General features: G+C 40.7%; 19 protein-coding genes and 1 pseudogene. 14 read left to right on the forward strand and 6 right to left on the reverse strand.

Annotation, left to right across the window (positions count from 1 at the left end; all coding sequences use genetic code 11):
- A pseudogene (locus tag FTU06_RS10110) lies at positions 1-90 on the forward strand (IS5/IS1182 family transposase); the annotation flags it as partial.
- A 47-nt stretch (positions 91-137) separates the two neighbouring features.
- On the opposite strand, the gene FTU06_RS10115 reads toward FTU06_RS10110, so the two are convergent.
- On the reverse strand, positions 138-614 hold the full coding sequence (locus tag FTU06_RS10115; RefSeq protein WP_180026926.1) for a hypothetical protein: 477 nt from the start codon (positions 612-614) through the stop codon (positions 138-140).
- Between the two features lie 291 nt (positions 615-905).
- Positions 906-1,469, reverse strand: a complete 564-nt coding sequence (gene ahpC / locus FTU06_RS10120; RefSeq protein ID WP_005097370.1) for an alkyl hydroperoxide reductase subunit C — start codon at positions 1,467-1,469, stop codon at positions 906-908.
- A 513-nt stretch (positions 1,470-1,982) separates the two neighbouring features.
- Here ahpC and FTU06_RS10125 point away from each other — a divergent pair.
- The 9 genes from FTU06_RS10125 to FTU06_RS10165 all read left to right on the forward strand — a co-directional run bounded on the left by FTU06_RS10125 (position 1,983) and on the right by FTU06_RS10165 (position 16,135).
- The gene (locus FTU06_RS10125; RefSeq protein ID WP_180146420.1) at positions 1,983-5,933 is read left to right on the forward strand and encodes a DUF3418 domain-containing protein; all 3,951 of its coding nucleotides are present in this window, start codon (positions 1,983-1,985) and stop codon (positions 5,931-5,933) included.
- A gap of 30 nt (positions 5,934-5,963) precedes the next feature.
- Positions 5,964-7,079 carry a beta-ketoacyl-ACP synthase III gene (locus FTU06_RS10130; RefSeq protein WP_180146423.1) on the forward strand — a complete coding sequence of 372 codons (1,116 nt, stop codon included), beginning with the start codon at positions 5,964-5,966 and terminating at the stop codon, positions 7,077-7,079.
- An 11-nt stretch (positions 7,080-7,090) separates the two neighbouring features.
- On the forward strand, positions 7,091-7,858 hold the full coding sequence (locus FTU06_RS10135) for a 1-acyl-sn-glycerol-3-phosphate acyltransferase (RefSeq protein WP_180108750.1): 768 nt from the start codon (positions 7,091-7,093) through the stop codon (positions 7,856-7,858).
- Positions 7,859-8,070: 212 nt separating this feature from the next.
- Positions 8,071-10,086 carry a hypothetical protein gene (locus FTU06_RS10140; protein ID WP_180146426.1) on the forward strand — a complete coding sequence of 672 codons (2,016 nt, stop codon included), beginning with the start codon at positions 8,071-8,073 and terminating at the stop codon, positions 10,084-10,086.
- A gap of 96 nt (positions 10,087-10,182) precedes the next feature.
- Positions 10,183-11,898 carry an AAA family ATPase gene (locus FTU06_RS10145; RefSeq protein WP_180007354.1) on the forward strand — a complete coding sequence of 572 codons (1,716 nt, stop codon included), beginning with the start codon at positions 10,183-10,185 and terminating at the stop codon, positions 11,896-11,898.
- Between the two features lie 244 nt (positions 11,899-12,142).
- Positions 12,143-13,063: a LysR family transcriptional regulator gene (locus FTU06_RS10150; RefSeq protein ID WP_078189020.1), complete on the forward strand. Its 921-nt coding sequence runs from the start codon at positions 12,143-12,145 to the stop codon at positions 13,061-13,063.
- Between the two features lie 9 nt (positions 13,064-13,072).
- Positions 13,073-13,399, forward strand: a complete 327-nt coding sequence (locus FTU06_RS10155) for a gamma-glutamylcyclotransferase (protein WP_180146428.1) — start codon at positions 13,073-13,075, stop codon at positions 13,397-13,399.
- Between the two features lie 253 nt (positions 13,400-13,652).
- Positions 13,653-14,663, forward strand: a complete 1,011-nt coding sequence (locus FTU06_RS10160) for a sensor domain-containing diguanylate cyclase (protein ID WP_180146431.1) — start codon at positions 13,653-13,655, stop codon at positions 14,661-14,663.
- A 296-nt stretch (positions 14,664-14,959) separates the two neighbouring features.
- Complete coding sequence (locus FTU06_RS10165; protein WP_180063145.1) at positions 14,960-16,135, forward strand: CynX/NimT family MFS transporter; 1,176 nt, start codon at positions 14,960-14,962, stop codon at positions 16,133-16,135.
- 32 nt (positions 16,136-16,167) lie between these two features.
- Here FTU06_RS10165 and FTU06_RS10170 read toward each other — a convergent pair whose 3' ends face one another.
- Positions 16,168-16,623, reverse strand: coding sequence for a DUF441 domain-containing protein (locus tag FTU06_RS10170; RefSeq protein WP_180003104.1), 456 nt, complete (start codon positions 16,621-16,623; stop codon positions 16,168-16,170).
- A 151-nt stretch (positions 16,624-16,774) separates the two neighbouring features.
- On the opposite strand from FTU06_RS10170, the gene FTU06_RS10175 reads away from it, so the two are divergent.
- Complete coding sequence (locus FTU06_RS10175; protein WP_180146434.1) at positions 16,775-17,494, forward strand: pseudouridine synthase; 720 nt, start codon at positions 16,775-16,777, stop codon at positions 17,492-17,494.
- A 181-nt stretch (positions 17,495-17,675) separates the two neighbouring features.
- On the opposite strand, the gene FTU06_RS10180 is transcribed toward FTU06_RS10175, so the two are convergent.
- The 3 genes from FTU06_RS10180 to FTU06_RS10190 form a co-directional block, all read right to left on the reverse strand.
- Positions 17,676-18,119, reverse strand: coding sequence for a GNAT family N-acetyltransferase (locus tag FTU06_RS10180; protein ID WP_180063143.1), 444 nt, complete (start codon positions 18,117-18,119; stop codon positions 17,676-17,678).
- Positions 18,120-18,217: 98 nt separating this feature from the next.
- A complete protein-coding gene (locus FTU06_RS10185) occupies positions 18,218-18,565 on the reverse strand; it encodes a type II toxin-antitoxin system RelB/DinJ family antitoxin (RefSeq protein ID WP_078189014.1) in 348 nt (115 codons plus the stop codon).
- Positions 18,566-18,677: 112 nt separating this feature from the next.
- Positions 18,678-19,583 carry a pseudouridine synthase gene (locus FTU06_RS10190; protein WP_180040217.1) on the reverse strand — a complete coding sequence of 302 codons (906 nt, stop codon included), beginning with the start codon at positions 19,581-19,583 and terminating at the stop codon, positions 18,678-18,680.
- A 135-nt stretch (positions 19,584-19,718) separates the two neighbouring features.
- On the opposite strand from FTU06_RS10190, the gene tsaE reads away from it, so the two are divergent.
- The 3 genes from tsaE to miaA are packed head-to-tail and all read left to right on the forward strand — an operon-like array spanning position 19,719 to position 23,151.
- The gene (gene tsaE, locus FTU06_RS10195) at positions 19,719-20,198 is read left to right on the forward strand and encodes a tRNA (adenosine(37)-N6)-threonylcarbamoyltransferase complex ATPase subunit type 1 TsaE (protein WP_180007348.1); all 480 of its coding nucleotides are present in this window, start codon (positions 19,719-19,721) and stop codon (positions 20,196-20,198) included.
- Entirely contained in the window at positions 20,188-22,200 is a 2,013-nt protein-coding gene (gene mutL, locus FTU06_RS10200) for a DNA mismatch repair endonuclease MutL (RefSeq protein ID WP_180003095.1), read from the forward strand. The genes tsaE and mutL overlap by 11 nt, the downstream gene beginning before the upstream one ends.
- Positions 22,201-22,206: 6 nt before the next feature.
- Positions 22,207-23,151 carry a tRNA (adenosine(37)-N6)-dimethylallyltransferase MiaA gene (gene miaA, locus FTU06_RS10205; protein ID WP_180146437.1) on the forward strand — a complete coding sequence of 315 codons (945 nt, stop codon included), beginning with the start codon at positions 22,207-22,209 and terminating at the stop codon, positions 23,149-23,151.
- The last annotated feature ends 35 nt before the right edge of the window (positions 23,152-23,186 follow it).

A 23,186-nucleotide genomic window follows, 5' to 3' on the forward strand; every position in this document is an offset into this window, starting at 1 on the left:
AGAGGAATTGCCACAAGATACGATAAGCTAAAACGTAACTATCAAAGCGCTGTTGCTTTAGCTTGTATATTTATATGGTTGCCTCTTTAGCTCAATTTATCGGCTGTAAATGTCAACACACCCTAGTGTAGGGCGGGTTAAAAACTACGGCATTGTTCTGATTTATTGCCTTTGACTTGGTTGTTACTGCCATTAATTGAAAAAGCATTTTCAAGACAAATCAAATTACCTGCGATTTCATTATTATTTAGAACAATATTGCCATTATTTTTCTTTAATTTGAGGTCGCCTGAAATTTGGTTATTGATGAGTTGGATGTTTTTCCCAGTTGTAAAATCGACATTGCCACTGATATTGTTATGATTGGCAATGATCTTGGTAAAATTTTTATTAGATTCAATATTGCCTTTGATGTGGTTGTCATGCAGTTCAACACTGGCACCATTTTCTAAAATAACATTGCCATGAACAATTAAACCTTCAAGCTGACAATTTTTTTTGACTTTAATATCTTCACGAATACTTTGGTTTTTAATTTCACCTTCGCAGTTCACGGCAGCAAAAGTTGTAAACGAACATAAAATTAAACTGATCGAGACGAAATATTTTTTCATGGGCTTACATCTTCCTGAAATAAGCAATTGACCTAAAATTCATGTTAAAAATACTGAAATACTGGCAAAGATGTAAGCCTAGACAATCGGGTTTGCGGCGCATTTTTATTATATTTGTGTAAGCTCTAACTTGATGAATATCTACAGATATGTGGAAAGTGCTAGTACGTTAAAGTTGTATGAATAAAGTGTGAACTGCGTAGGGTGTATAGAGGTATATACTCGCAGATAATAGGCATAAAAAAACCACGCTAAAAGCGTGGTTTTTGAATCAGTTCAATCTAATACAGATTAGATTTTACCAACTAGGTCGATTGAAGGAGCAAGAGTTGCGTCGCCTTCTTTCCATTTAGCTGGGCAAACTTCGCCTGGGTGAGCGTGTACGTATTGAGCTGCTTTAACTTTACGAAGAAGTTCTTGAGCATCACGACCGATACCACCAGCGTTGATTTCAACGATTTGGATTTTACCTTCTGGATCGATAACGAAAGTACCACGATCAGCAAGACCGTCAGCTTCGATTAATACGTCAAAGTTTTTAGCAAGAGTCCAGTTCGCATCACCAACCATTACGTATTGGATTTTTTTGATTTCTTCTGAAGAATCGTGCCAAGCTTTGTGAGTGAAATGAGTGTCAGTAGAAACTGAGTAGATTTCAACACCTAGTTTTTGGAATTCTGCATAGTTGTCAGCAAGGTCACCAAGTTCAGTTGGGCAAACGAAAGTGAAGTCAGCTGGGTAGAAGAATACAACAGACCATTTACCTTTAAGATCAGCTTCAGTTACTTCGATGAATTGACCATTTTGGAATGCAGTAGCTTTAAACGGTTTAACTTCAGTATTAATTAAGCTCATCATTGTCTCCATGATTGAGGTTTGTTTTTGATTTCCAATAGGGTACAGAAATTTTTCTTATTGCTGAAATAGTATTTTTACATAACTAATATCGGAAAATCCGAATTAATAGTGATTTACTCATTTCCCAATAGACCAGTATTTCATCTCATTTAACCGCAGTTGTGTGAGGATTAAATGACAGGAACTACCCTAAACGCCCTACACAGACATGAAGCCACACCCCTTAAAATTCAAGGGTAAAATTTAAAAAAAGTGATTTAAATTTTTCTATTGTTGATTTAATCCATCTTTAGGCATGCCGATTCGCTCATCAGCGAAGCATTTCTTTTGTTCAATTAGGCGGATGAAGGGGGATATGGCGAATTCATCCTATTTTCAAATTTGAGATCTAAACCGCACCACGCCAGTCGCGCCAGATAAATTCACTTCGGGTTTTCAATTGTTGCATTGGGAAATGCGATGAAACCGAGTAGAATATCGGGTTTCATGTAGTTGTAAGGCGTATTCTTGGTGGCGAAAGATTTAAATGTAGATCAGATGGTGATGGCTCGTGATGTTCACCGTTTAAATCGATTGCGTAAGGGAAAAGACGCCAACGAAAAGCAGCATAAAGAACTGTTTGAAAAGTCGAATGCGAAAGTCCGCGAACGGATTGCCCGCATCCCAAATATTAAATTAAATCAAGACTTACCTGTTACGCAGTATGCAGACAAACTGATCGATGCGATTCAAAAGCATCAAGTGATTATTGTGGCAGGTGAAACCGGTTCGGGTAAAACCACACAGTTGCCTCAAATTGCCATGCTTGCAGGTCGTGGTTTAACGGGTTTGATTGGCCATACTCAACCCCGTCGACTAGCAGCGCGTAGTGTTTCGCAACGTATTGCAGAAGAAGTGGGCGAAAAGCTGGGGGAGTCGATCTCCTTTAAAGTTCGTTTCAATGAACAAGGTTCACAAGATTCCATCGTTCGGTTAATGACCGATGGTATTTTATTGGCTGAACTGGCTAATGACCGATTCTTAAATAAATATGACACGATTATTATCGATGAAGCACATGAACGTTCGCTGAATATCGACTTCATCATGGGCTATCTCAAACAGCTCTTGCCTCGTCGTAAAGATCTCAAAGTCATTATTACTTCAGCAACTTTAGACGTAAATCGATTTTCGAATTACTTTAATGGGGCACCTATTTTTGAAGTCGAAGGTCGAAGCTTCCCAGTAGAATTGCGTTATCGTCCGATTTCAGAGCTGAGTATTGTCGGTAGTGATGACGATGAATTTGACGATTTTGAAGAAAATTTACCCCGTGCCGTGGTTTCGGCAGTAGAAGAATGTTTTCAAGATGCGCAGGAGAAAGGTCATCCTGAACATGCGGATATTTTGATTTTTGCCAGCACCGAACAAGAAATTAGAGAATTACAAGAAACACTGCAAAAGTTTGGGCCAAGACATACCGAAGTTTTACCTTTATATGCACGATTGGCTTTGGCAGAACAACAAAAGATCTTTAATCCATCGGGTGGTGGGCGACGTATTATTATTGCCACCAACGTGGCAGAAACGGCTTTAACTGTACCGAATATTCGCTACGTAATTGATAGTGGCTTTGCACGGATATCCCGTTATAACTATCGCTCACGTGTACAGCGCTTACCGATTGAAGCAGTATCACAAGCAGCAGCAAATCAGCGTAAAGGTCGTTGTGGTCGGATTGCACCGGGTGTGTGTATTAGACTGTATTCAGAAGAAGACTTTATGAGTCGTCCTGAATTTACCGAACCGGAGATTAAACGAACCAACTTGGCCTCGGTTATTTTGCAAATGCAAAGTTTGGGTTTTGGTGAATTAGAAGACTTCGATTTTATTGAGCCGCCAGATCATCGTTTGGTGAATGATGGTCGTAAGCTTTTGATTGAGCTTGGGGCGATGGTTGAGAAAGGGAAAGCCCCTCTTTCGCAAAGAGGGGTTGGGGGAGATTCTATTGAAAGTAATCCCCCTAAATCTCCCTTTACAAAAGGGGGACTTCCTCCGGCGAAGGGTGGTGGTTTAACCAAAATTGGTCAGCAAATGGCGAAAATGCCAATCGACCCGCGTCTTGCACGGATGATTTTGGGCGGAGCGCATTTTGGCGTATTAAATGAAGTCTTGATTATTGTCGCTGCTTTAGCGGTACAAGATCCACGTGAACGTCCTGCGGATAAACAAATGCAGGCCGATCAGAAACATGCTTTGTTCCGTGAAGCTGACTCAGATTTCTTGTTCTATATCAAGTTATGGGAAGCTTTAGTCGCTAACCGTGACATGAGTGAAAATAAGCGTCGAACCTTTGCACGCAACCATTTCCTGAGTTGGTTACGCCTCCGTGAGTGGAAAAAAACCCATGAGCAATTGGTGGATTTGGCTCAAGGCTTAAAACTGTCCTTTAATGAAAAGAAGGCCAATTATGAAAATCTGCACCGTGCGCTATTAACGGGTTTACTTTCATTTATTGCCAACAAAACCGATGAACGTAACGTGTTCATGGCGGTGCGTCAGCAAAAGGCGCGTATTTTCCCTGCATCAACCTTGCATAAAACCAATACACCTTGGGTCATGGCTTTTGAGATGGTTGAGACCTCTCAGGTATATATTCGAACGTTGGCGAAAATTGAACCTGAATGGATTCTATTGGCTGCAGGCGATTTATTGAAGCATCATTATTTTGAACCGCATTGGTCAAAAAAATCTGGTGTAGTCAATGCCTATGATCAAATTTCTTTGTTTGGTTTGATTATTGAGCCACGTCGTCAAATAAATTATGAAAAAGTGGATCATCCTGCGGCGCATGAAATTTTCCTACGAGATGCGTTGACGACGGGACATTTGGGTATTACGCCACCGTTCTTAAAACACAATTTATTAAAACTCGAAGAAGTTGAACGTGTTGAAGATAAACTGCGTCGTCGTGATTTGGTGGTGGATGAGGAAACCATCTACCAGTTCTATGCTGCTAAAGTGCCTGAAGAGGTGGCAAGTCGTCGTAGTTTTGAAGACTGGCGTGCAACGGTAGAACCGCAAAATCCCCGGCATTTATTTATCGATGATGATGCACTTTGGATGAATGACCGTCCAACGACCCAGCAATTTCCAGATTATCTGCGCAATGGTGAACTGCGTTTGGCTGCAAGTTATCGTTTTGACCCAAGTCATGACGAAGATGGCGCAACGGTCAAAATTCCAGTTCAAGCTTTGCCGCAAGTGGATGAAAATATTTGGTCATGGGGTATACCTGGTTGGCGACAAGACCTGATTGAAGCTTTACTTAAAGCATTGCCAAAAGATAAGCGTCGTCATTTGGTGCCAATACCAGATACAGCGCGTAAATTAATGGATCGTGTCGATGCCGTGCATTTGCGCGAGCATATTTTTAGTTTCTTGGCGTTCCAACTGCGTGGTGAGCAAATCACAGACAAAGACTTTTCTTGGGAACGTGTTGAGCAATATCTGCTGCCTTTAATCAAAGTCATTGATGAAAAAGGCCGTGTGATTGAGCAAGGTCGTGATCTAGATGAACTCAAAGCACGCTGTCGTACGGAAACTCATAGTCCAGTCAAACAGTTAAAAGGTGAGTTTAAAACCTTCCCTGATAATTTTGTGTTCGAAGCATCACAAAAAGTCACGGGTGTGGTGGTGAAACAATACCAAGCCCTTGTTCCAGTCAAAGGCTTTGCGGAGTTGGATGCCAAAGACGAATCGGGTGTGGTGATTCAGACCTTCAATGACCAATTTGAAGCAGTCAAACAACACCGTGAAGGGATCATTCGTTTGGTTCATATGCAGCTGGGAGATTTAGTTCGTCAGTTGAAAAAACAGATTTCTAAACCCTTGGCATTGGCTTATTCACCACTAGGTGACAAAGCAAAACTAGAGCAAATGTTAGTTTATGCCACACTTCAGCTTGCAATAAATGAGCTACCTGTCAATGTGCAGGAGTACCAAAACCTGATTTTAAATGTAAAGAAATCTTTCTTAACCCATGGGCAACAAGCATTAGCCGTTTTAACTGAAACCTATATTCAATGGCAGGATATACGTCGGAAATTGTTGGTTTTAGATGATTCTGTGTTTGGAAAGAACATTGATGACATTGAAGATCAACTCGATTTGATGCAACTTTCAGATTTTGTTTATGGCAAAACTTCCGATGTGTGGCTCGAATTTCCAAGATATTTGAAGGCATTAGTCTTGCGTTTAGACCGCTTGCCAAATAACCTACAAAGGGACAATTCTGCCATTGATCAAGTTGACCCATGGATGGAAAAATTATTTAAGTTTAAAAATGACACTCGCCTTAAAGAATTGTATTTCATGGTTGAGGAGTTACGCATCTCTATTTTCTCTCAACCAATGAAGACCAAGATGCCAATTTCTCCATCCCGCTTGCAAAAAGTATGGGATAAGCTCGGAATCAGTTAAGATATAGGTAATTTCTAAAAGGAGTTTTACATGGGCATCCGCATTACGGGTACAGGTCTTTATCATCCAGAAGACGTAATTACTAACGAAGAGTTAGTTGAAGCTTTAAATGCTTATGTGGAACAGTACAACAGCGACAATGCTGAAAAAATTGAAGCCGGTGAGCTAGAAGCGCGCCGTGGTTCAAGTGCAGAATTTATCGAAAAAGCATCTGGCGTGAAAGCACGTTATGTTGCTGAAAAAAGCGGTATTTTAGATCCAAAACGTTTACGCCCAGTGCTACATGAACGTCCAAATGATGAAATTTCGCTACAAGCGGAATGGGGTGTTGCTGCGGCTAAACAAGCGATGGAAAATGCGGGTGTGACTGCAGAAGACATCGATGTAGTGATTTTGTCTTGTTCAAATATTCAACGTGCATATCCAGCCGTTTCAATTGAGATCCAAACTGCATTGGGTATTCAGGGCTATGCTTATGACATGAACGTTGCATGTTCAGCTGCAACTTTTGGTATCAAGCAAGCCTATGACGCGATCAAATCAGGCGCTCGTCGCGTGTTATTGGTAAACGTTGAGATTACATCTGGGCATACAGATTTCCGTATGCGTGACTGTCACTTCATCTTTGGTGACGTTGCAACGGCTTCGATCATTGAAGAAACTGAAACCAAAGCTGGTTTTGAAGTGTTGGATATTGACCTGTTTACACAGTTCTCAAACAATATTCGTAACAACTTCGGTTACTTAAATATGAGTGAAGTCGATGTTGACATCGACAACAACCGTTTCCGTCAAGACGGTCGTAAAGTATTTAAAGAAGTGTGTCCATTAGTGGCGAAAATGATCACCAAGCAATTGGATGACAATAAAATTGCGGCAACAGATGTAAAACGCTTCTGGTTACACCAAGCAAATGCCAGCATGAATGAATTGATTCTGAAACTGGTTGTGGGTAAAGAACATGCTCAGCCAGACCTTGTACCAATCATTCTTGATGAATTTGCCAATACTTCATCAGCAGGTGTCATTATTGCGTTGCACCGTACAGCAAATGAAGTAAACCATGGCGAATACGGTGTGCTTTGCTCATTTGGTGCAGGCTACTCAGTAGGTTCTGTACTTGTTCAAAAACATGATGCTGCCTAAGGTCAGCACATTTGCAGGTTGAACATGATGCAAAATGGATAAAGCGTTTAAGCGCTTTATCCCGCATGTATTTCACGCCGACCTTTTTTGGCGCTGAATATATTGATGCATCAAAACCTGCAATGTATGTAGGGAATCATACAATTTACGGTGTACTCGATTCACCGTTGATTATTGATTATCTCTACAATGAACATAAAGTGGCTGTGGTCAGTATCGCTGATCATAGCCATTTTTATTTGCCCGGTTGGCGTGGCATGGTCAAAAAGTTCGGTGCAGTCCAAGGCATTCAGGACTATGTCAGAACAGTGATGCAACAAGGTTATTCCATTTTAGTTTTTCCCGGTGGTGGTCGAGAGGTTTTGAAGCGAAAAGGCGAAGCCTATCAACTGATTTGGAAGCAACGTTATGGCTTTTTAAAACTGGCGCAAGAATTTAATTATGATATCGTGCCTTTTGCCGCTTTAGGTGGAGATGAAGTCTTTGAACTGGGTTTTGATGCCAGTGTGATTGTTGAACATCGTTGGTTTAAACAACTATTAAAAATACAAAAAATCGATAAATTATTACGTCATGGTGATGTGATTCCGTCTTTACCCAAGCGTATTATCCCCAAGCGCATTCCATTCTATTTTCAATTTTTACCCCGTCAAAGTTTGAGTCATATTCAGAGTGTGGAGGATTTAAAGCTCTATCGAGAGGCACTACAACAAGATATTTACAATGCGATAGAACAGCTTAAGAAAATCCGTTCAGAACAATATTCTACAGATCAATAATAGTGACTACTCTTCAACTTCATTCATTTTTATTCGTCACAGCTCAAAATTATGGTGAATTTTGTCACAACAATAGCTTTTAGATTTTTTTATTGAACGCCTTTGTATTGACCTTTTGTACAGCTATTCGGCTGATTAATGGCAGTAGTCGGAGCATTAAACTTTGACTATAGTGAAGGTTGAAAAATAATCAACGATCGTTAGGGCGGAAGATGGAAAAGAAAAGCTTGACCCCGCAGCTTGAGCATATTGCTCGGCAACTTATTCGAATATCTCCAAGTTTAAAGCAGTTGTATCAAGAGCAAATGGATCTTGCTACAGCACTCAATTCACAAAATATCTTTAAAATTGAACAAGAGCAGCACCGCATTCAACTGTGTAATGGACTGTGGACCTTACAGCTACAAAGTCGTGAATCGATTGGCTATCAGTTTCCTAGAAGTCCATTTAGACCCATCAAAATTGCTGAATTGCATACGACAGTGCCATGTATTGAAGTAGTAGAAGATTTCTTATTTCATGAATTGTATTTTTTTACTGGCGACCTAAAGCCGCAACATTCACTCTTGCTCAGAGAAAAAGCACAGCAATTTAGACAATTGATCTTACAGTCGATTTTTCAACATCTAAATGGGCCAGCGCGTGTTCAGCAGTTTTTAGCACAGATGACAGCAGTTGAAGCGCAAATTTTTGATCAGCTGATGCAAGAGCAGCAGATTTATCAGACACCGCTATTACAAACGTATATCGAATGCCAAATCTGTCTACCACATTGGTTGATGCAAAAGATTGAGCAGATGTTTGCGCTTCATTCACTTACAGAAGCTGAAATATTGCCGATACAGCTCTTGATGGATAGTTTGGACGAGATTTGTTTTGCTACAGCACAATTTTTAGATCCAACGATTTACCGGATCATGAGTTTGAGTTATGAAGATCGGTTCAATTTACAAGAATTAAATGAACATATAGAAGATATTATTTTGTTGCTCGACCATGCATATGAGCGTCCCAATTTGTTGGGTTTTATTCGTTTGATGCATCGGGATGTTTGGGCAGAGCAGGACATATTAAGCCACAGTAATTTTGTGCAAGCTACAGCAATTTGGCAAAAAAAATGTGGAAAACTCCCTTTACTCGATAACAACCGTGCAGTGCGATGGATGTTCAAGCAGTCAGTCGAAGTGTTGGATTGGCTGAGTCGTAATTTTCAACACAGTAATGTACGAGTGGCTGTGACGGCATTAAGTTTTGTCGATACGCAGCATATTCATCCCGCATTGATTCTTACAACCTTACAACATTTTCAATTTGTTGCAGCGCGCTTATTTATTCAAAATTGTCATACGATTGCGCATGAACATGATTGGTTTAATCATGAAAAAAATCTACAGTTTGTTTTACAGCGAAAATATCAGCAGCATGATGACCATCGTGTAGTGATCAGCCCATCGATTTTGTATTTAGATGAGTGGTTGATCTTAATGCGACAGGTGTTAGGCGCAGAGGATCAGGCCATAAAAAAAGTCTATCTACCTTTGAGCCGTATTATGCAGGCCTATCTGCAACATTTAGTACGTTGTACGCAGCAATTACCGCAGGCTTTGATGGATTATATCCGTCCAGAAACCCAAGAAAATCGCCAGTTTTTAAGTATGTTACGACAGCATAAAATTCAACTGCAGGATTTTCGAAATTTATTTTATTTAAAGCATGCTAATTTAAGAGTATCTGTATTTGATGCATATGTGCGTGACTATGTTAGTGCGACTTATTCTACAGGTCATACAGTCCCTAAAAATATTACCTGGAATGGGGTCTTTCATCAGGCGGTGCATTGGCATGCTAAGCAACAAAAGCAAGAAATGTTAACTCAATTAAAGCGTAAATTTGCGACAACAGTCTGGCAGCCATTTACAACAGAAGACAAAATATATTTTCAAGATTGGGTCTTTGAAGAATTAAAAACCATCGATCGAATTATTGATGAATCTATTCACTTTAAACATTGTTTGGCATCAAGTTATAGCGCCAGTATCATTGCAAGAGTATATGTAGCTTTTCATATGTACCATCCCATTTTGCATGTATCGATGACTTTGGGCTGTCATGTGCAAAACCACATTTTGGTTTTTGATCAACTTGAGTATTCAAATAATACCCAAGCAGAAATAGAAAAAGTAAATATCGCCAAAGAATTTTTAAATATGTTCAATAGCTTAAAGTAAGATTGGCGAAATACGGATTTAGGAAACTGTGTTGTGCGCTTAACTTTTGAGTCAAAAATCGTTAGGCTATAGCCGTTCTTTTACGGTATAGGTCTTATGAAACAAGAAACTGCACTCAAGCTGCTCAAAGCAGGCGAAAATGTGTTTTTAACAGGTTCGGCTGGTGCAGGGAAAACTTATACTTTAAATCAGTACATCAATTATCTAAAAGCGCGCAAAGTGCCGGTGGCAATTACGGCTTCTACAGGGATTGCTGCAACCCATATGAATGGCATGACAATTCATACATGGGCAGGGATTGGGATTAAAGATGCGATTTCCGAAGATGAGTTAAAGCGCTTAAAAGAACGTAAATATTTAAAAGAGCATTTGGAAAATGCCCAAGTTTTAATCATCGATGAAATTTCGATGTTGCATGCCAAGCAATTAAACTTGGTGAATAAAGTTTTAAAATTTTTTAAAGACAGTGAAGATGCTTTTGGGGGGATTCAAGTCATTGTTGCAGGTGACTTCTTCCAGTTACCCCCTGTGGGACGCAAAGGTGAATTAAACCGTGACAAGTTTTGCTTTATGTCTGAGGCATGGGTAGAAGCGAAGTTTCGCGTGTGTTATTTGACCGAACAACATCGTCAGGGTAATGACTATCTCAATGATATTCTAAATGCGATTCGTGCTCAGCAAATTACGGGCGATCATTTGCATGCTTTAAGGCAGACAAGTTCACAAAATATAGGTGAAACCTTTACGCGCTTGTATACCCATAATATGGATGTAGATAGTATTAACTATAAACATCTAAATGAAATTGAGCAAGAATCTCGCCAGTTTGATGCCCAATGTGATGGTAATGATAAACTGATCGAAACCTTAAAATCTTCAGTGCGTGCGCCGGAAACTTTGACCTTAAAGAAAAATGCCAAAGTGATGTTTGTAAAAAACAACTTTGACGTGGGCTATATCAATGGCAGCCTCGGTGAAGTGATAGGTTTTGAAGAAGATGATGAATATGGCATCTTGCCTAAAGTAAAACTTACGGACGGCACGACCTTGGTGGTCGAACCTGAAACATGGTCTGTCGATAATGATGATGGTAAAACCATTGCCAGTTTCCAACAAATTCCACTGCGTTTGGCCTGGGCGATCACCATTCATAAATCTCAAGGGATGACCCTTGCAGCGGCTGAAATTAACTTGACGCATACTTTTGAAAAGGGTCAGGGGTATGTGGCATTGTCTCGTTTAAAAACATTAGATGGTCTGCGTTTACTTGGCTTTAATGAACAAGCCTTAGAACTCGACAGTTTGGCGATTAAAGCCGATCGACGCTTTCAGGAACTCTCTGACGAAGCGGAAACCAATTTTGCAGAGGCTGATTTAACCGTACAACATAAAGCCTTTATTCGCCACTGTGGCGGAACACTGAATGAAGTGGAAATCGAGCGCAATGAAAAGAAAATTGCCAAAACTGGAGTAAAACAAAGCTTTGCCACAGCGACTTTAGATCAAACTCGGGAGTTGTTTGAGGAAGGTTATGAAATTCAAGATATTGCAGTGGAGCGTGGTTTAACACCTGCTACGATTATTAACCATTTGGCTCGTCTGCAAAAAGAGCAAGGTTTAGATATATCGGTGGCACATCCGGGAGAAGACGTGGTTGAGCAGGTGCGTAAAATTTATAAACGTTTGGCGAAACGACAAGACCCAGCACATTATAACGATGATGGTACTGTTAAGCTGCGCCCAATTGTGGAGTTGACCAGTCCACGCATGGGATATGACCAAGTTCGTTTGGCTTTATTATTTGTGGAATAACACATTCTTTGGATTACATACATTTAAAGCCAGATTGATCAATCTGGCTTTTTTAATAAGGGGCATCGTGTTTATTTTCATCCTTTGCATCTGCTTAAAAACGATGAATTGGTGGTTAAAGTTCCAAATAAAACTTTAAATGAATAAAACTTAATAAAATAATGATAAGATGAGTATAATTCATTAATGCTTTGCGAAAACTATTCGATTGCAAAGTTGCTCCCAAGTTTAGTTGAGAACAATCATGTTGGAATTACGCCATCTCAAAACCTTATTGGCACTCAGAGAACACGGCTCTTTGGTCGCTGCATCTAATGATCTGTGTTTAACGCCTTCTGCACTTTCACACCAGTTGAAAGAGCTAGATCATTGGTATGGGGTAGAGGTGGTGAACCGACGCACACGTCCTGTGACCTTTTCGAATGTTGGGCAACGTTTACTACGCCTTGCTGATGATATTTTGCCGCAAGTTCAAATTGCACAATCGGACATTACACGTATTGTGCATGGTCAAACCGGCCGAATTATTTTTTCTTCAGAATGTCATAGTTGCTTTGATTGGCTCATGCCGTTATTGAATGTCTACCGTCAGCAATACCCCGATGTAGATTTAGACTTTGCCTCTGGCTTTGAAGCCAATCCGCATGAACTATTACAAACGGGCGAGTTTGATCTTCTGATTACGGCAGATCCGATCAATTTAAAAGGTGTGGAATATTTCCCTATCTTTGAATATGAGTCTCGTTTGGTACTGTCAAATACGCATCCATTGGTTCGTGCAACAAATGTGACTGTTCAAGAATTAGCAGAAGAAACGCTGATTACCTATCCGGTCGATAAACATCGTTTAGATATCATGGCGAAATTATTTTTACCGGCCAATATTCAGCCTAAACACGTCCGTACCACAGATTTGACCCAGATGCTGATTCAGTTGGTTGCAAGTGGTCGTGGTATCGCGGCATTACCTGATTGGGTGGTAAATGAATATGAACAAAAAGGTTGGGTGACCTCTCGACGCTTAGATTGTGTTTCACCTGAAGGTTTAAGACGGACTTTGTACGCCGGTTATCGTACCGAAGAGGCTGAAAAAAGCTACTTTGAAGGCTTCCTAAAACAGTTGGCGAAATTCTCACAAAAACGCAATCAATATTATTCCAACTAAGGAGGATCTATGACACAGAGTCTTTTTGTATACGGGACATTACGTCTAGGTCAGCCCAATGCTCATGTGATGGAGCGCATAGGTGGTGTGTGGAAGAAAGGTGTGGTTTGGGGTGAATTAGAACATAAAGGCTGGGGTGCGGCGATGGGCAGTCCGGGCATTCGTTTATCGAAGTCAGGTCAAGCCATTGAAGGCTATGTTTTTATCTCTGAAAATTTAGCAGCACATTGGGCGGCTTTAGATGAATTTGAAGGGGCTGAATATCAACGTGTGGCTGTCGATGTGCAATTGGAAGGCGGAGAATGGATGCAGAGTGAAATTTACGCTTTGAAATAATATTGAGGGGAGAGTTGTAAAATACGTGGGCCATCCATACATCATGATTTTCCCCGACCTTCGAAATATGTATCGATGATTCTGCTTGCTCTATTGTTTCCTTGAGTGCATTTTCTTTTAAAGAGCAGTATTTGAAAGAGTTGTATCTAAAGTGCTTGAATGCACAGAAATCACTTTAAGATTGCTATACAAGTGGATGAATAATTTTTAGAATTGAGCTGTATCTCACACTGAAACCTGTTTGGGCTCAATCATGCCGAATACTATAGAACCTTCACCAACTCAACTCATGTCTGTGATTCAAACGCAGACAGCTATTGCCAAACTGGGTTTAGATCTAAATGCAGTGATGACCGTGGTCGCAGAACAGGCGCAGCAGATTACACATGCTAAAGGTGCTGTTGTAGAGTTGGCTGAAGATGGTGATATGGTCTATCGTGCAGTGTCTGGTGGGGCGAGTCATTTACTGGGTTTAAGACTACATATTGAAAATAGCTTATCAGGTCTATGTATTGCGCAGAAACAAACACTGTATTGCCAAGATTCGGAAACAGATGCACGGGTAGATCGCGTGGCATGTCGACGTGTCGGGTTGCGTTCGATGGCTGTGGTGCCATTGATTCATTGTGATGAAGGTGTTGGTGTTTTAAAGATTTACTCTGACCAAGTCGATGCCTTTCAGGAAGCCGACTTGCATATATTGAGTTTGATGTCTGAGTTGATCGCTGCGGCAATGTACCATGCGACACGTTTCGGTGCGACAGAGTTATATAAATTGGCGACTCAAGATAGCTTAACAGGCTTAGCTAATCGGGCTTTGTTTGTCGACTTTTTACGTCAAGGGATAGAAAAAGCACGCGCGCAGAAAAAAGTACTGGGTATCTTGATGATTGATATGGATGGTCTGAAACCGATTAATGATCAGTTCGGACATCGCATTGGGGATGCTGCACTGAAAGAAATTGCACAGCGCATTTTGCGTGAAACACGTCAAGATGACTTGGTTGCACGCTTGGGTGGTGATGAATTTGCTGTGATCTTAACCAATATTGCCAACTTAGAACGTGCGCAAACGGCGATGAATCGAATCGCAGAAAGTTGCGGACTGCCGTTTGTATTTGAGCAAATGAGCTTGAAAATTGGTGCCAGTATAGGCATGGCTTTATTTCCAGAGGATGCCGAATCCATCGATCAATTGGTCGAAATGGCAGATTTGAAAATGTACGCCAATAAGCGTGTACGGAAACAAATCAATCCTGAATAACGTACTGCCTAAATAATTCTCTAATTGTTATGTAGGTGAATTCCTTCACTACCTTCATATTATCTAAAGTATCAGAAAAAACATTTTTGATGGGAATGCGTGTTGTCTCAAACAATTGCAGATGACATCACGGAATATCATTGTTTAATTTAAATCAAAGTGCGCTTAGCATGTGACGGTGCAAGATGATTGAATAATTGAAAAATCATCTAAGGTCATTTGTTTTTTGACTCAAAATAATATTTTGAATTGTTAAGCTGTGCACTATTGCATGGCGAAAAGAGCATGACAATTCAATGAAAGGGATGTCAAAAGATTTATTCATTATTGCGGCAGGTTTTGTTGCTGCAATGCATATCGGGAAATTACCGCCCGCAATACCTGTATTACAACAGCAACTTGGTATTAGCTTTATTCAGTCTGGTTTATTGCTCTCACTAGTACAGGGTGCAGGAATGTGCTTTGCATTGTTGATTGGTAGTTATATCCAAAAAATTGGATTTAAACTGTGTATCTTATTGGGCTTAAGTCTATTGACGATAGCAAGTGCATGGGGGAGCTTTGCACAAAGCTTTGATGTCTTGTTGCTACTGCGTGTCATAGAAGGATTTGGCTTCTTATTGGTGACACTCACAGGGCCTGCATTTATCCGTCAGCTTGTACCGCTACAGCACATCAGCGCAAAGATGGGGCTGTGGAGTGCCTATATGGGTGGAGGTATGGGCATTGCCTTATTGGTTGCGCCATTTCTAATTGCTCAATATGGTTGGAGTGTGGTTTGGCTCAGTTTCGCTATGATTACTGCAGCATTACTACTCTGTATCGCTATGTTTATTCCTCAGCCTAATGTGGCGCTGAATACAACACCTATTATTGGTCTCATTCGGGATACTCTGAAACATCCTGCAGCATGGCTTTTGGCGCTCATTTTTGGGACATATGCAGGGCAGTGGTTTGCATTGGTGGGCTTCTTACCGATGATTTATGCCCAAAACCAAATTTCAGCAGAACTGGCGGGTGCTTTAACAGCCAGTGTTGCCGTTGCGAATGCTGTGGGCACATGGGGGTGTGGACTGCTATTACAGCGTGGTTTTCAAGCTAAAACTTTAGTCCAACTGGGTTTTGCTGTTTTGATCATTTGCTCCTTAGGGTTTTATCTCTCTAAAGATGCGTTACCTTTTTTACTGCAATATTTAACGGTGTTTAGTTTTTCGCTTTTTGGAGGCTTGGTTGCTGCGACGGTCTTTGCGCAATCACTGCATTTTGCACCTTATCCTGCGGCAATTAGTACGACGGTCGGCATGATTTTACAATGCTCTGCCATATCACAATTTGTTCTGCCACCTGTGATTGCCACTGTGGTTTCACAAACTGGAGCGTGGTTTTGGGCGGGGATCTTGATGTCAGCATTATCATTCGTTGGAATCATGCTTAGTCGACGTTTATTTCAAATGCAGCATGGCTCAAATTAAAATTTTGTTAAACCGCTATGTCAGCAACGGCCTTATTGTTTAATCCCAATCAGTAGCGACAAGATGCCTGCTGCAATGAGTGGGCCGACAGGTACACCACGCAGCATGGCAACACCTGCGACTGTCCCAATCAATAGTCCGGCAACCACATCTGGCTGATTGGACATCAGTTTGACACCACGTCCGCCTAGCCATGCGACAAAGATGCCAATGGCGATTGCGACGAGGGATTTCCAACTTAAAAAGGATTTTAAAATCGAATCACCGGGTATTTTTCCGCTAGCGATCGGCGTGAGTACGCCAATGGTTAAAATAATAATGCCAATGTTTAAGCCATATTGTTGCAGATAGGGGAAAAATTCACTTAAAGGCGTGATGCGGAAAATAATCAAGACACCTGCTGCTATGGTGATCGCTGTATTGTGGCTAAAGATGCCACAAGCCAATAACACCAATAACACGATCAGATTTAAATCCAACTGAGACATAGGATATTCGTGAGAAACTTCAATAAATAATCAATAGTGTAGCGCAGAAACATTAAAAACTGGCGTTCAAGATTATTTCCGCTATTTTTCCTGCAAGTTGGCTCGTGGTTCAGTATAAAATAGCAATATATGGTGTTTATTAGGTTGTTCTATGTTTTTGGAAAAAATGCTGCAATCACAAGGTTTTGGTTCGCGTAAATATTGCCAACAGTTGATTAAAAATGGTGCGGTCGAAATACACGGTGAGATTGTAGATAATCCAAAGCAAAAGCTGGACTTGAATGATTTAACTTACAGTGTGCATGGACAGGACTATACCTATCGTGAGCATGTTTATATCGCGTTAAATAAACCTCAAGGTTATGAATGTTCGCATCAGGCAACCCATCATTTTAGTGTTTTTGAATTATTTGATGATGTGCTGTTAAATCGTGGTCTGCAATGCGTCGGGCGACTGGATCAAGACACCACTGGACTGTTGCTGCTCACGGATGATGGTCAATATCTACAAGCGCTTACACACCCTAAAAAGCATGTTGCCAAAGTGTATTCGATGCATACCGCAGATCCTGTGACACCTGAGCAAATACAACAATTAGAACAAGGCGTGGAGCTTCGAAACGAAAAAGGCATTTTCGCTGCAACCGATGTACAGCTATTGGCTTCACATCAATTGCAAATGACTGTCCATCAAGGGGTATATCATCAAGTGAAGCGGATGTTGGCGGCTGTCGGCAATAAAGTTGAAACATTACATCGTGCTCAAATAGGACAATTAAAGCTTGAAGATATTGCTGAGGGTGAATGGATCTATTTGAATGCAGAGCAAATTGAACAATCGAAATTTCGTGAAAATCTAAATTCACAGTAATAGGTACAGGGCTTTGATACGTCATCATTTGAAGGATGAATGTGCGGTATTAAAGCCCTTTAATATGTCTGCTGTCTGCTGTCTGCTGTCTGCTGTCTGCTGTCTGCTGTCTGCTGTCTGCTGATCTAAAGATGCGTTTTTCAACATGCTTTGTTGATGTATTTTAAAGCTGAGCAATGCATTAGCGAATAAAGTAATGATAGGTTTGAAATTCATCATCTTTAATGAAGCCCATCGATTCATAGAGTTGATGTGAGTGATAGTTATTTTTTTGAGTTTCGAGGCTGATTCGAAGCGCGCCTTCATGTTGAGCAAAGAGAACCGCAGTATCGATCAATTGTTTGGCTGAACCTTGACGACGATATATAGGGCTGACATAGACATCATCTAAAATATAGTAGGTTGAACAAGCCACAGATGAAAAGCCCAAATATAGTAAGATAAACCCAGTAATCACATCATCTTTTAAGCAAATAAAAATTACGCTTTCATTATTTTCAAAACGTTGTCTTAGAAATTTATATGAAATATCAAGATTAGAAGAGGTGCCATAAAATTGGCGATATTCATCAAATAAAACAGCAAGTGGATGAAGGTCTGCTTCTGTTGCGCGTCGAACGATCATTTTTTTCTATACTCCATGCTATTTTTATCAGTCTTGCATGAAGCATATCGAATTTTCGAAATTGGTTGATTTATAAATTGTTTATAAATGCGACAGTGTTAAGTTTTGTCACCTTCACCCAAAATTGCATTGAGCTCTTCAAACAAGTCGAGATGATCATCATCTAATAATGGATCATTATTTAAAATTTCTAATTCCGCAGGGCTAATTTCAGTGGTTGAAATGGCTTGAGCTTCTTGTTGTTTTAATTTACGTAACTTAATCAATTGTTCAATATTGATATTTTGGTTTTCAATAGAGAAGGGGATCGATTTGGTTAAAACAACTTGTTTAAAGAATAGACGTACAGCCTGTGCAGGTGTAATGCCTAATTGCTTAAACACGGCAAAGGCCTGTTTCTTTTCCTGTGAATCGAGGCGGATTTGGTAGACTTCAGTTTTTCTCATATTCTTAGAAAGCTTTAAAATACTTAACTTTTCGCATTTATTCTAATCAAAACTATCATAAATTCAAGAATGTTCGGCAGTATTTTATCAATTTAATGTAATGACAATCGATTTACAGTGTCAATTCATAGGCAGAACTGAATTGAAAAGCCTGCTCTGTCACAGGATCGATAAACTCAAGATGTTTCGCAAGTAGTTGTAAAGGTTGGCTGAAATCATCCTCTGCCTTATGTTGCACTACTGGATAAAAGGGGTCGTTTTGAATTGGAATGCCCAAAGCATTTAAATGCACACGGAGTTGGTGCTGCTTGCCGGTATGTGGCTTTAATTCATACTTGGCACGGTTTCCATGCTGCTGGATCAGCTGAATGAAGGTTTCACTATTAGGCTCACCATCTACTATTTGCATTGTATAAAAAGGCTGACCTTTTTCCATACGATAGCGAGTTGTGATTGGGAAATTTAATTCATCTCGATAAGCTGCAATGGCATGATAGGTTTTTTGAACGTTTCGAGTGGCAAACATTTGTTGATACAGCCCACGGCTTTCGACACATTTGGAAAACAGCACCACACCTGCAGTTTCACGGTCTAAACGATGAATCGGCGTTAGCTGTTCAAGCTGCGTTTGTTTTTTGAGTCGAACCAATAAGGTTTCTTGTACATACTGACCGGTTGGACTCATGGTGAGAAAATGTGGTTTATCGACCACAATGAAATGATCATTTTCAAACAAAATCTGATGCTCAAAAGGAACATGGATTTCATGCGCTAAGAATCGATAATAATAAACATGACGATTGGCTTCAAAAGGACTGTCTATCGTTAAAACGTCACCATTTGCGGCATAGACCAATCCATCCTTAAATCGTTGTTGCCACTCTGCTGCTTGGATATGAGGAAATTGTTCACACAAATATGCATAGACGGTAGAGGCTTGCGTGTGTTGACCGTCAAGGAAGACTTTGCTGGCACTAACACCATTGATCATTGGGGGAGTAAATTCAAAACTGTGCATGAAGAAAGATCTAAAAACTGAGCAAATAAAGCAGAGAACACATCATGAAAAATGCTCAATCTGTAGTGTGAACATATCCATTTTAGCCAGTGCGATGCTATCATATTTAATTCTTATGTACATGTTGTGAGTAATATGCAGTATTCATTCAGTCTGGAACTTAATAGTGAAGTCGATACCCAAAACTTAGCTACCGTACTGGCGACGCATTTTACGACGGGTGTAGCGTATTTAATTGGTGACTTGGGTGCAGGAAAGACCACGTTAACACGTTATTTTTTACAACACTTGGGTCATCAAGGTGCGGTAAAAAGTCCAACCTATACATTGGTTGAACCTTACAATATTCAAGGACAAGATATTTTTCATTTTGATTTATATCGTCTGAATGACCCTTATGAGCTTGAACTTATGGGTATCCGTGATTATTTAGAAACGCCGAACGCCCTATTTTTATTTGAATGGCCATCTAAAGGGGGCGACGAAATCCCTGAGGCTGATTTAATTATTAATATTGAAAAGTCTGCGGATGAAACCACCCGTACAGCGACTTTAAGCTCTTCTTCAGAAACTTTGCAAAACGCTTTGGAGCAAAAATTTAACCATGCTGAATGAAATCAGTGCCCGCCGCATTCGAACGCTTGATCCTGCCTTAGCCAACCAAATTGCCGCAGGGGAAGTGATTGAACGTCCTGCTTCTGTGGTCAAAGAATTACTGGAAAATGCCATTGATGCAGGGGCGACTGAGCTGATTGTTCGTATTGAACAAGGCGGCAGTACACTGATTGAAATAATAGACAATGGTCGGGGTATTCACCCTGAAGATCTACCTTTGGCGGTCATGCGCCATGCCACAAGTAAAATCCAAACTGCTGAAGATTTGCATGCCATTGTAAGTCTAGGTTTTCGTGGGGAAGCCTTGGCTTCGATCGCTGCGGTGTCTCGTTTGACTTTGACCAGTAGCCAAAATGATGACGGTGTAGGCTATCAGGTCGAAGTAAATGGCACTGCATTTGATTCGCAAGAAATTCAGCCTGTGGCAGCGACGCAAGGCACCACCATCCGTGTGCAAGATTTATTTTTTAATGTGCCTGCACGGCGTAAGTTCCTCAAAAAACCGGGGACTGAGTTTGGACATATCGAAGAAATTGTCCGTCGTTTGGCACTGACCCATTTTGATATACGTTTTGTCCTTGAGCATAACAATAGTATTAAGCTGAACTTGCCGATTGCAGACAGTGGCGCGCTCCGTTTTCAGCGGGTACAACAATTATTAGGCCGTCAATTTACTGAAAATGCGTACTGGATAGATGCTGATAGCGTCAATATGCGTCTCAGTGGTTGGTTAGGCCATCCTTCAGATGCACGTGCGCAGGCCGATATGCAATACGTATATGTGAATGGACGTATCGTAAAAGACAAGACCGTTTCACATGCACTTCGCATGGCTTATGACGGTATTTTGCATGGGCATCAACATGCCGCTTATTTGTTATTTATGGAAGTTGATCCTGAAAATATCGATGTGAATGTGCATCCGACCAAGCATGAAATTCGGTTTCTAAATCAACGTGAAGTACATGAGTTTGTTCGTCATTTTGCCAAATCGACATTAGCGCAATTTCAAACCGCGACCGCCGAATTGTCATCTGCAATGAAACTTGATGGGCAGGCACACGAAAATATTATTCCGCAGCCGCGTCATCAGGAACAATTTTCATTACATCAACCTCAGCCAGTTGCAGAGCAAGGCACAAATTTTGTCAGTCCAGAGATCGCAGGTGGACTTACTGACTTTAGTTCGCCAGCAACGGTGCAATATGCTTCAAATCATGCGCCAACAGGTCAGGAAGCTTATACACAGCAATATTCAAATGCGTCGAACAATAGCACTGGATATCAGTCAAATATAGCGGGTTCCAGACAGCTCAATAATGCATTGCAAAGTTATTTAGCGCCTTTACGTCAAACTGAGTCGTTAAATGATCCGGATACCGCTTTAGCTGAACATATTCAGCAGAAAGTTGATGAGCATCCTTTGGGGATTGCCATTGCGCAATTGCATGGTATTTATATTTTGGCCCAAAACACCGAAGGTTTAATCATTGTTGATATGCATGCTGCGCATGAGCGCATCGTTTTACAACAAATGAAAACGGCTTGGGATAAACCTGAGTTTTGGACATCACAGCAGTTGCTGATTCCTAAAGTCGTCAGTATCAGTCGGATGCAAGCGATGCGCGTCGATGAGCTCAAAGAACAATTGGCACGCCTAGGTTTAGAAATAGACCAATATGGCGATGAGCAAGTCATTGTCCGAGGTGTTCCTGCCATTTTGCATAAAGCAGACTTTGATGCGCTGATTCCAGATTTATTAAATGATTTAGACCCAAGTGATCAGGTTGCAGGGTTACTACAAAAGCGTGATCAAATATTGGCAGGCATGGCCTGTCACGGCGCTGTACGCGCACACCGTATTTTAAGTCTATCTGAAATGAATGCATTACTGCGTCAGATGGAACAAACTGAATTTGCCAGCCAATGTAACCATGGGCGTCCGACGTGGCGTGCGTTTCCATTGGCACAGCTAGATAAACTTTTTGCTCGGGGAGAGTAGTTTTACATGTCAAATCAATTGCCGGTCATCAACTTAATGGGACCAACTGCAAGCGGTAAAACCGCCTTGGCATGTGAGTTATACGAGCAAGGTGGATTCGAATTAATTTCAGTCGATTCTGCTTTGGTTTTTCAGGATATGGATATTGGTACGGCCAAGCCAAGTAAAGCTGAGTTGGAGAAATATCCACATCATTTGATTGATATTATCAGTCCGCTAGAAGTGTATTCGGCAGCGAACTTTGTGGAAGATGCGTGTGTACTGATTGATGATATGCATGTACGAGGTAAAACACCGATTTTAGTCGGTGGTACAATGTTGTATTACAAGGCTTTATTGGAAGGGTTGTCTTCAAACTTACCAAGTGCAGACTATGCTGTACGTGCTGAAATTGAAGCCAAAGCTGAGTCGCAAGGTTGGGATGCTGTATATGCAGAACTGTGCAATGTAGACCCATTGGCAGGTGAAAAATTTAAACCGAGTGATAAGCAACGAATTATCCGTGCGCTCGAAGTTTTTAAGTTAACCGGTAAACCCATTACTCAGTTACAAGCTGAGCAACCTAAAAACCTACCATACCGTTACAATTTTCATAATTACGCATTATTGCCAGACCGATTAGAATTACATGAGCGCATAGCTCAACGTCTAAAAATAATGTGGGAAATTGGATTTTTAAATGAAGTGAAAGCTCTCATTGAAAAATACGATTTAGATGAAAATTTACCCTCTATGCGCTCAGTTGGATATCGTCAAGCTTTAGATTTTTTGAAAAATAGTGATCAAAGTAGCGAAAAACAGCGTGAAATGGAGGATAAGGCGCTTTTTGCAACACGACAACTTGCAAAACGTCAATATACTTGGTTAAGATCTTTGCAAGAAACGCATAAATTTACTACATATTTAACTGCGCAGCAGGCTCAAGAAGACTTGCGAAAGTACTACGGATAAAGCAAAATTTACAGACTACCTTTTTGATAATTTTT

It is taken from the genome of Acinetobacter sp. YH12052 (genome assembly GCF_013419835.1).
In the GTDB taxonomy this organism is placed as follows: domain Bacteria; phylum Pseudomonadota; class Gammaproteobacteria; order Pseudomonadales; family Moraxellaceae; genus Acinetobacter; species Acinetobacter amyesii.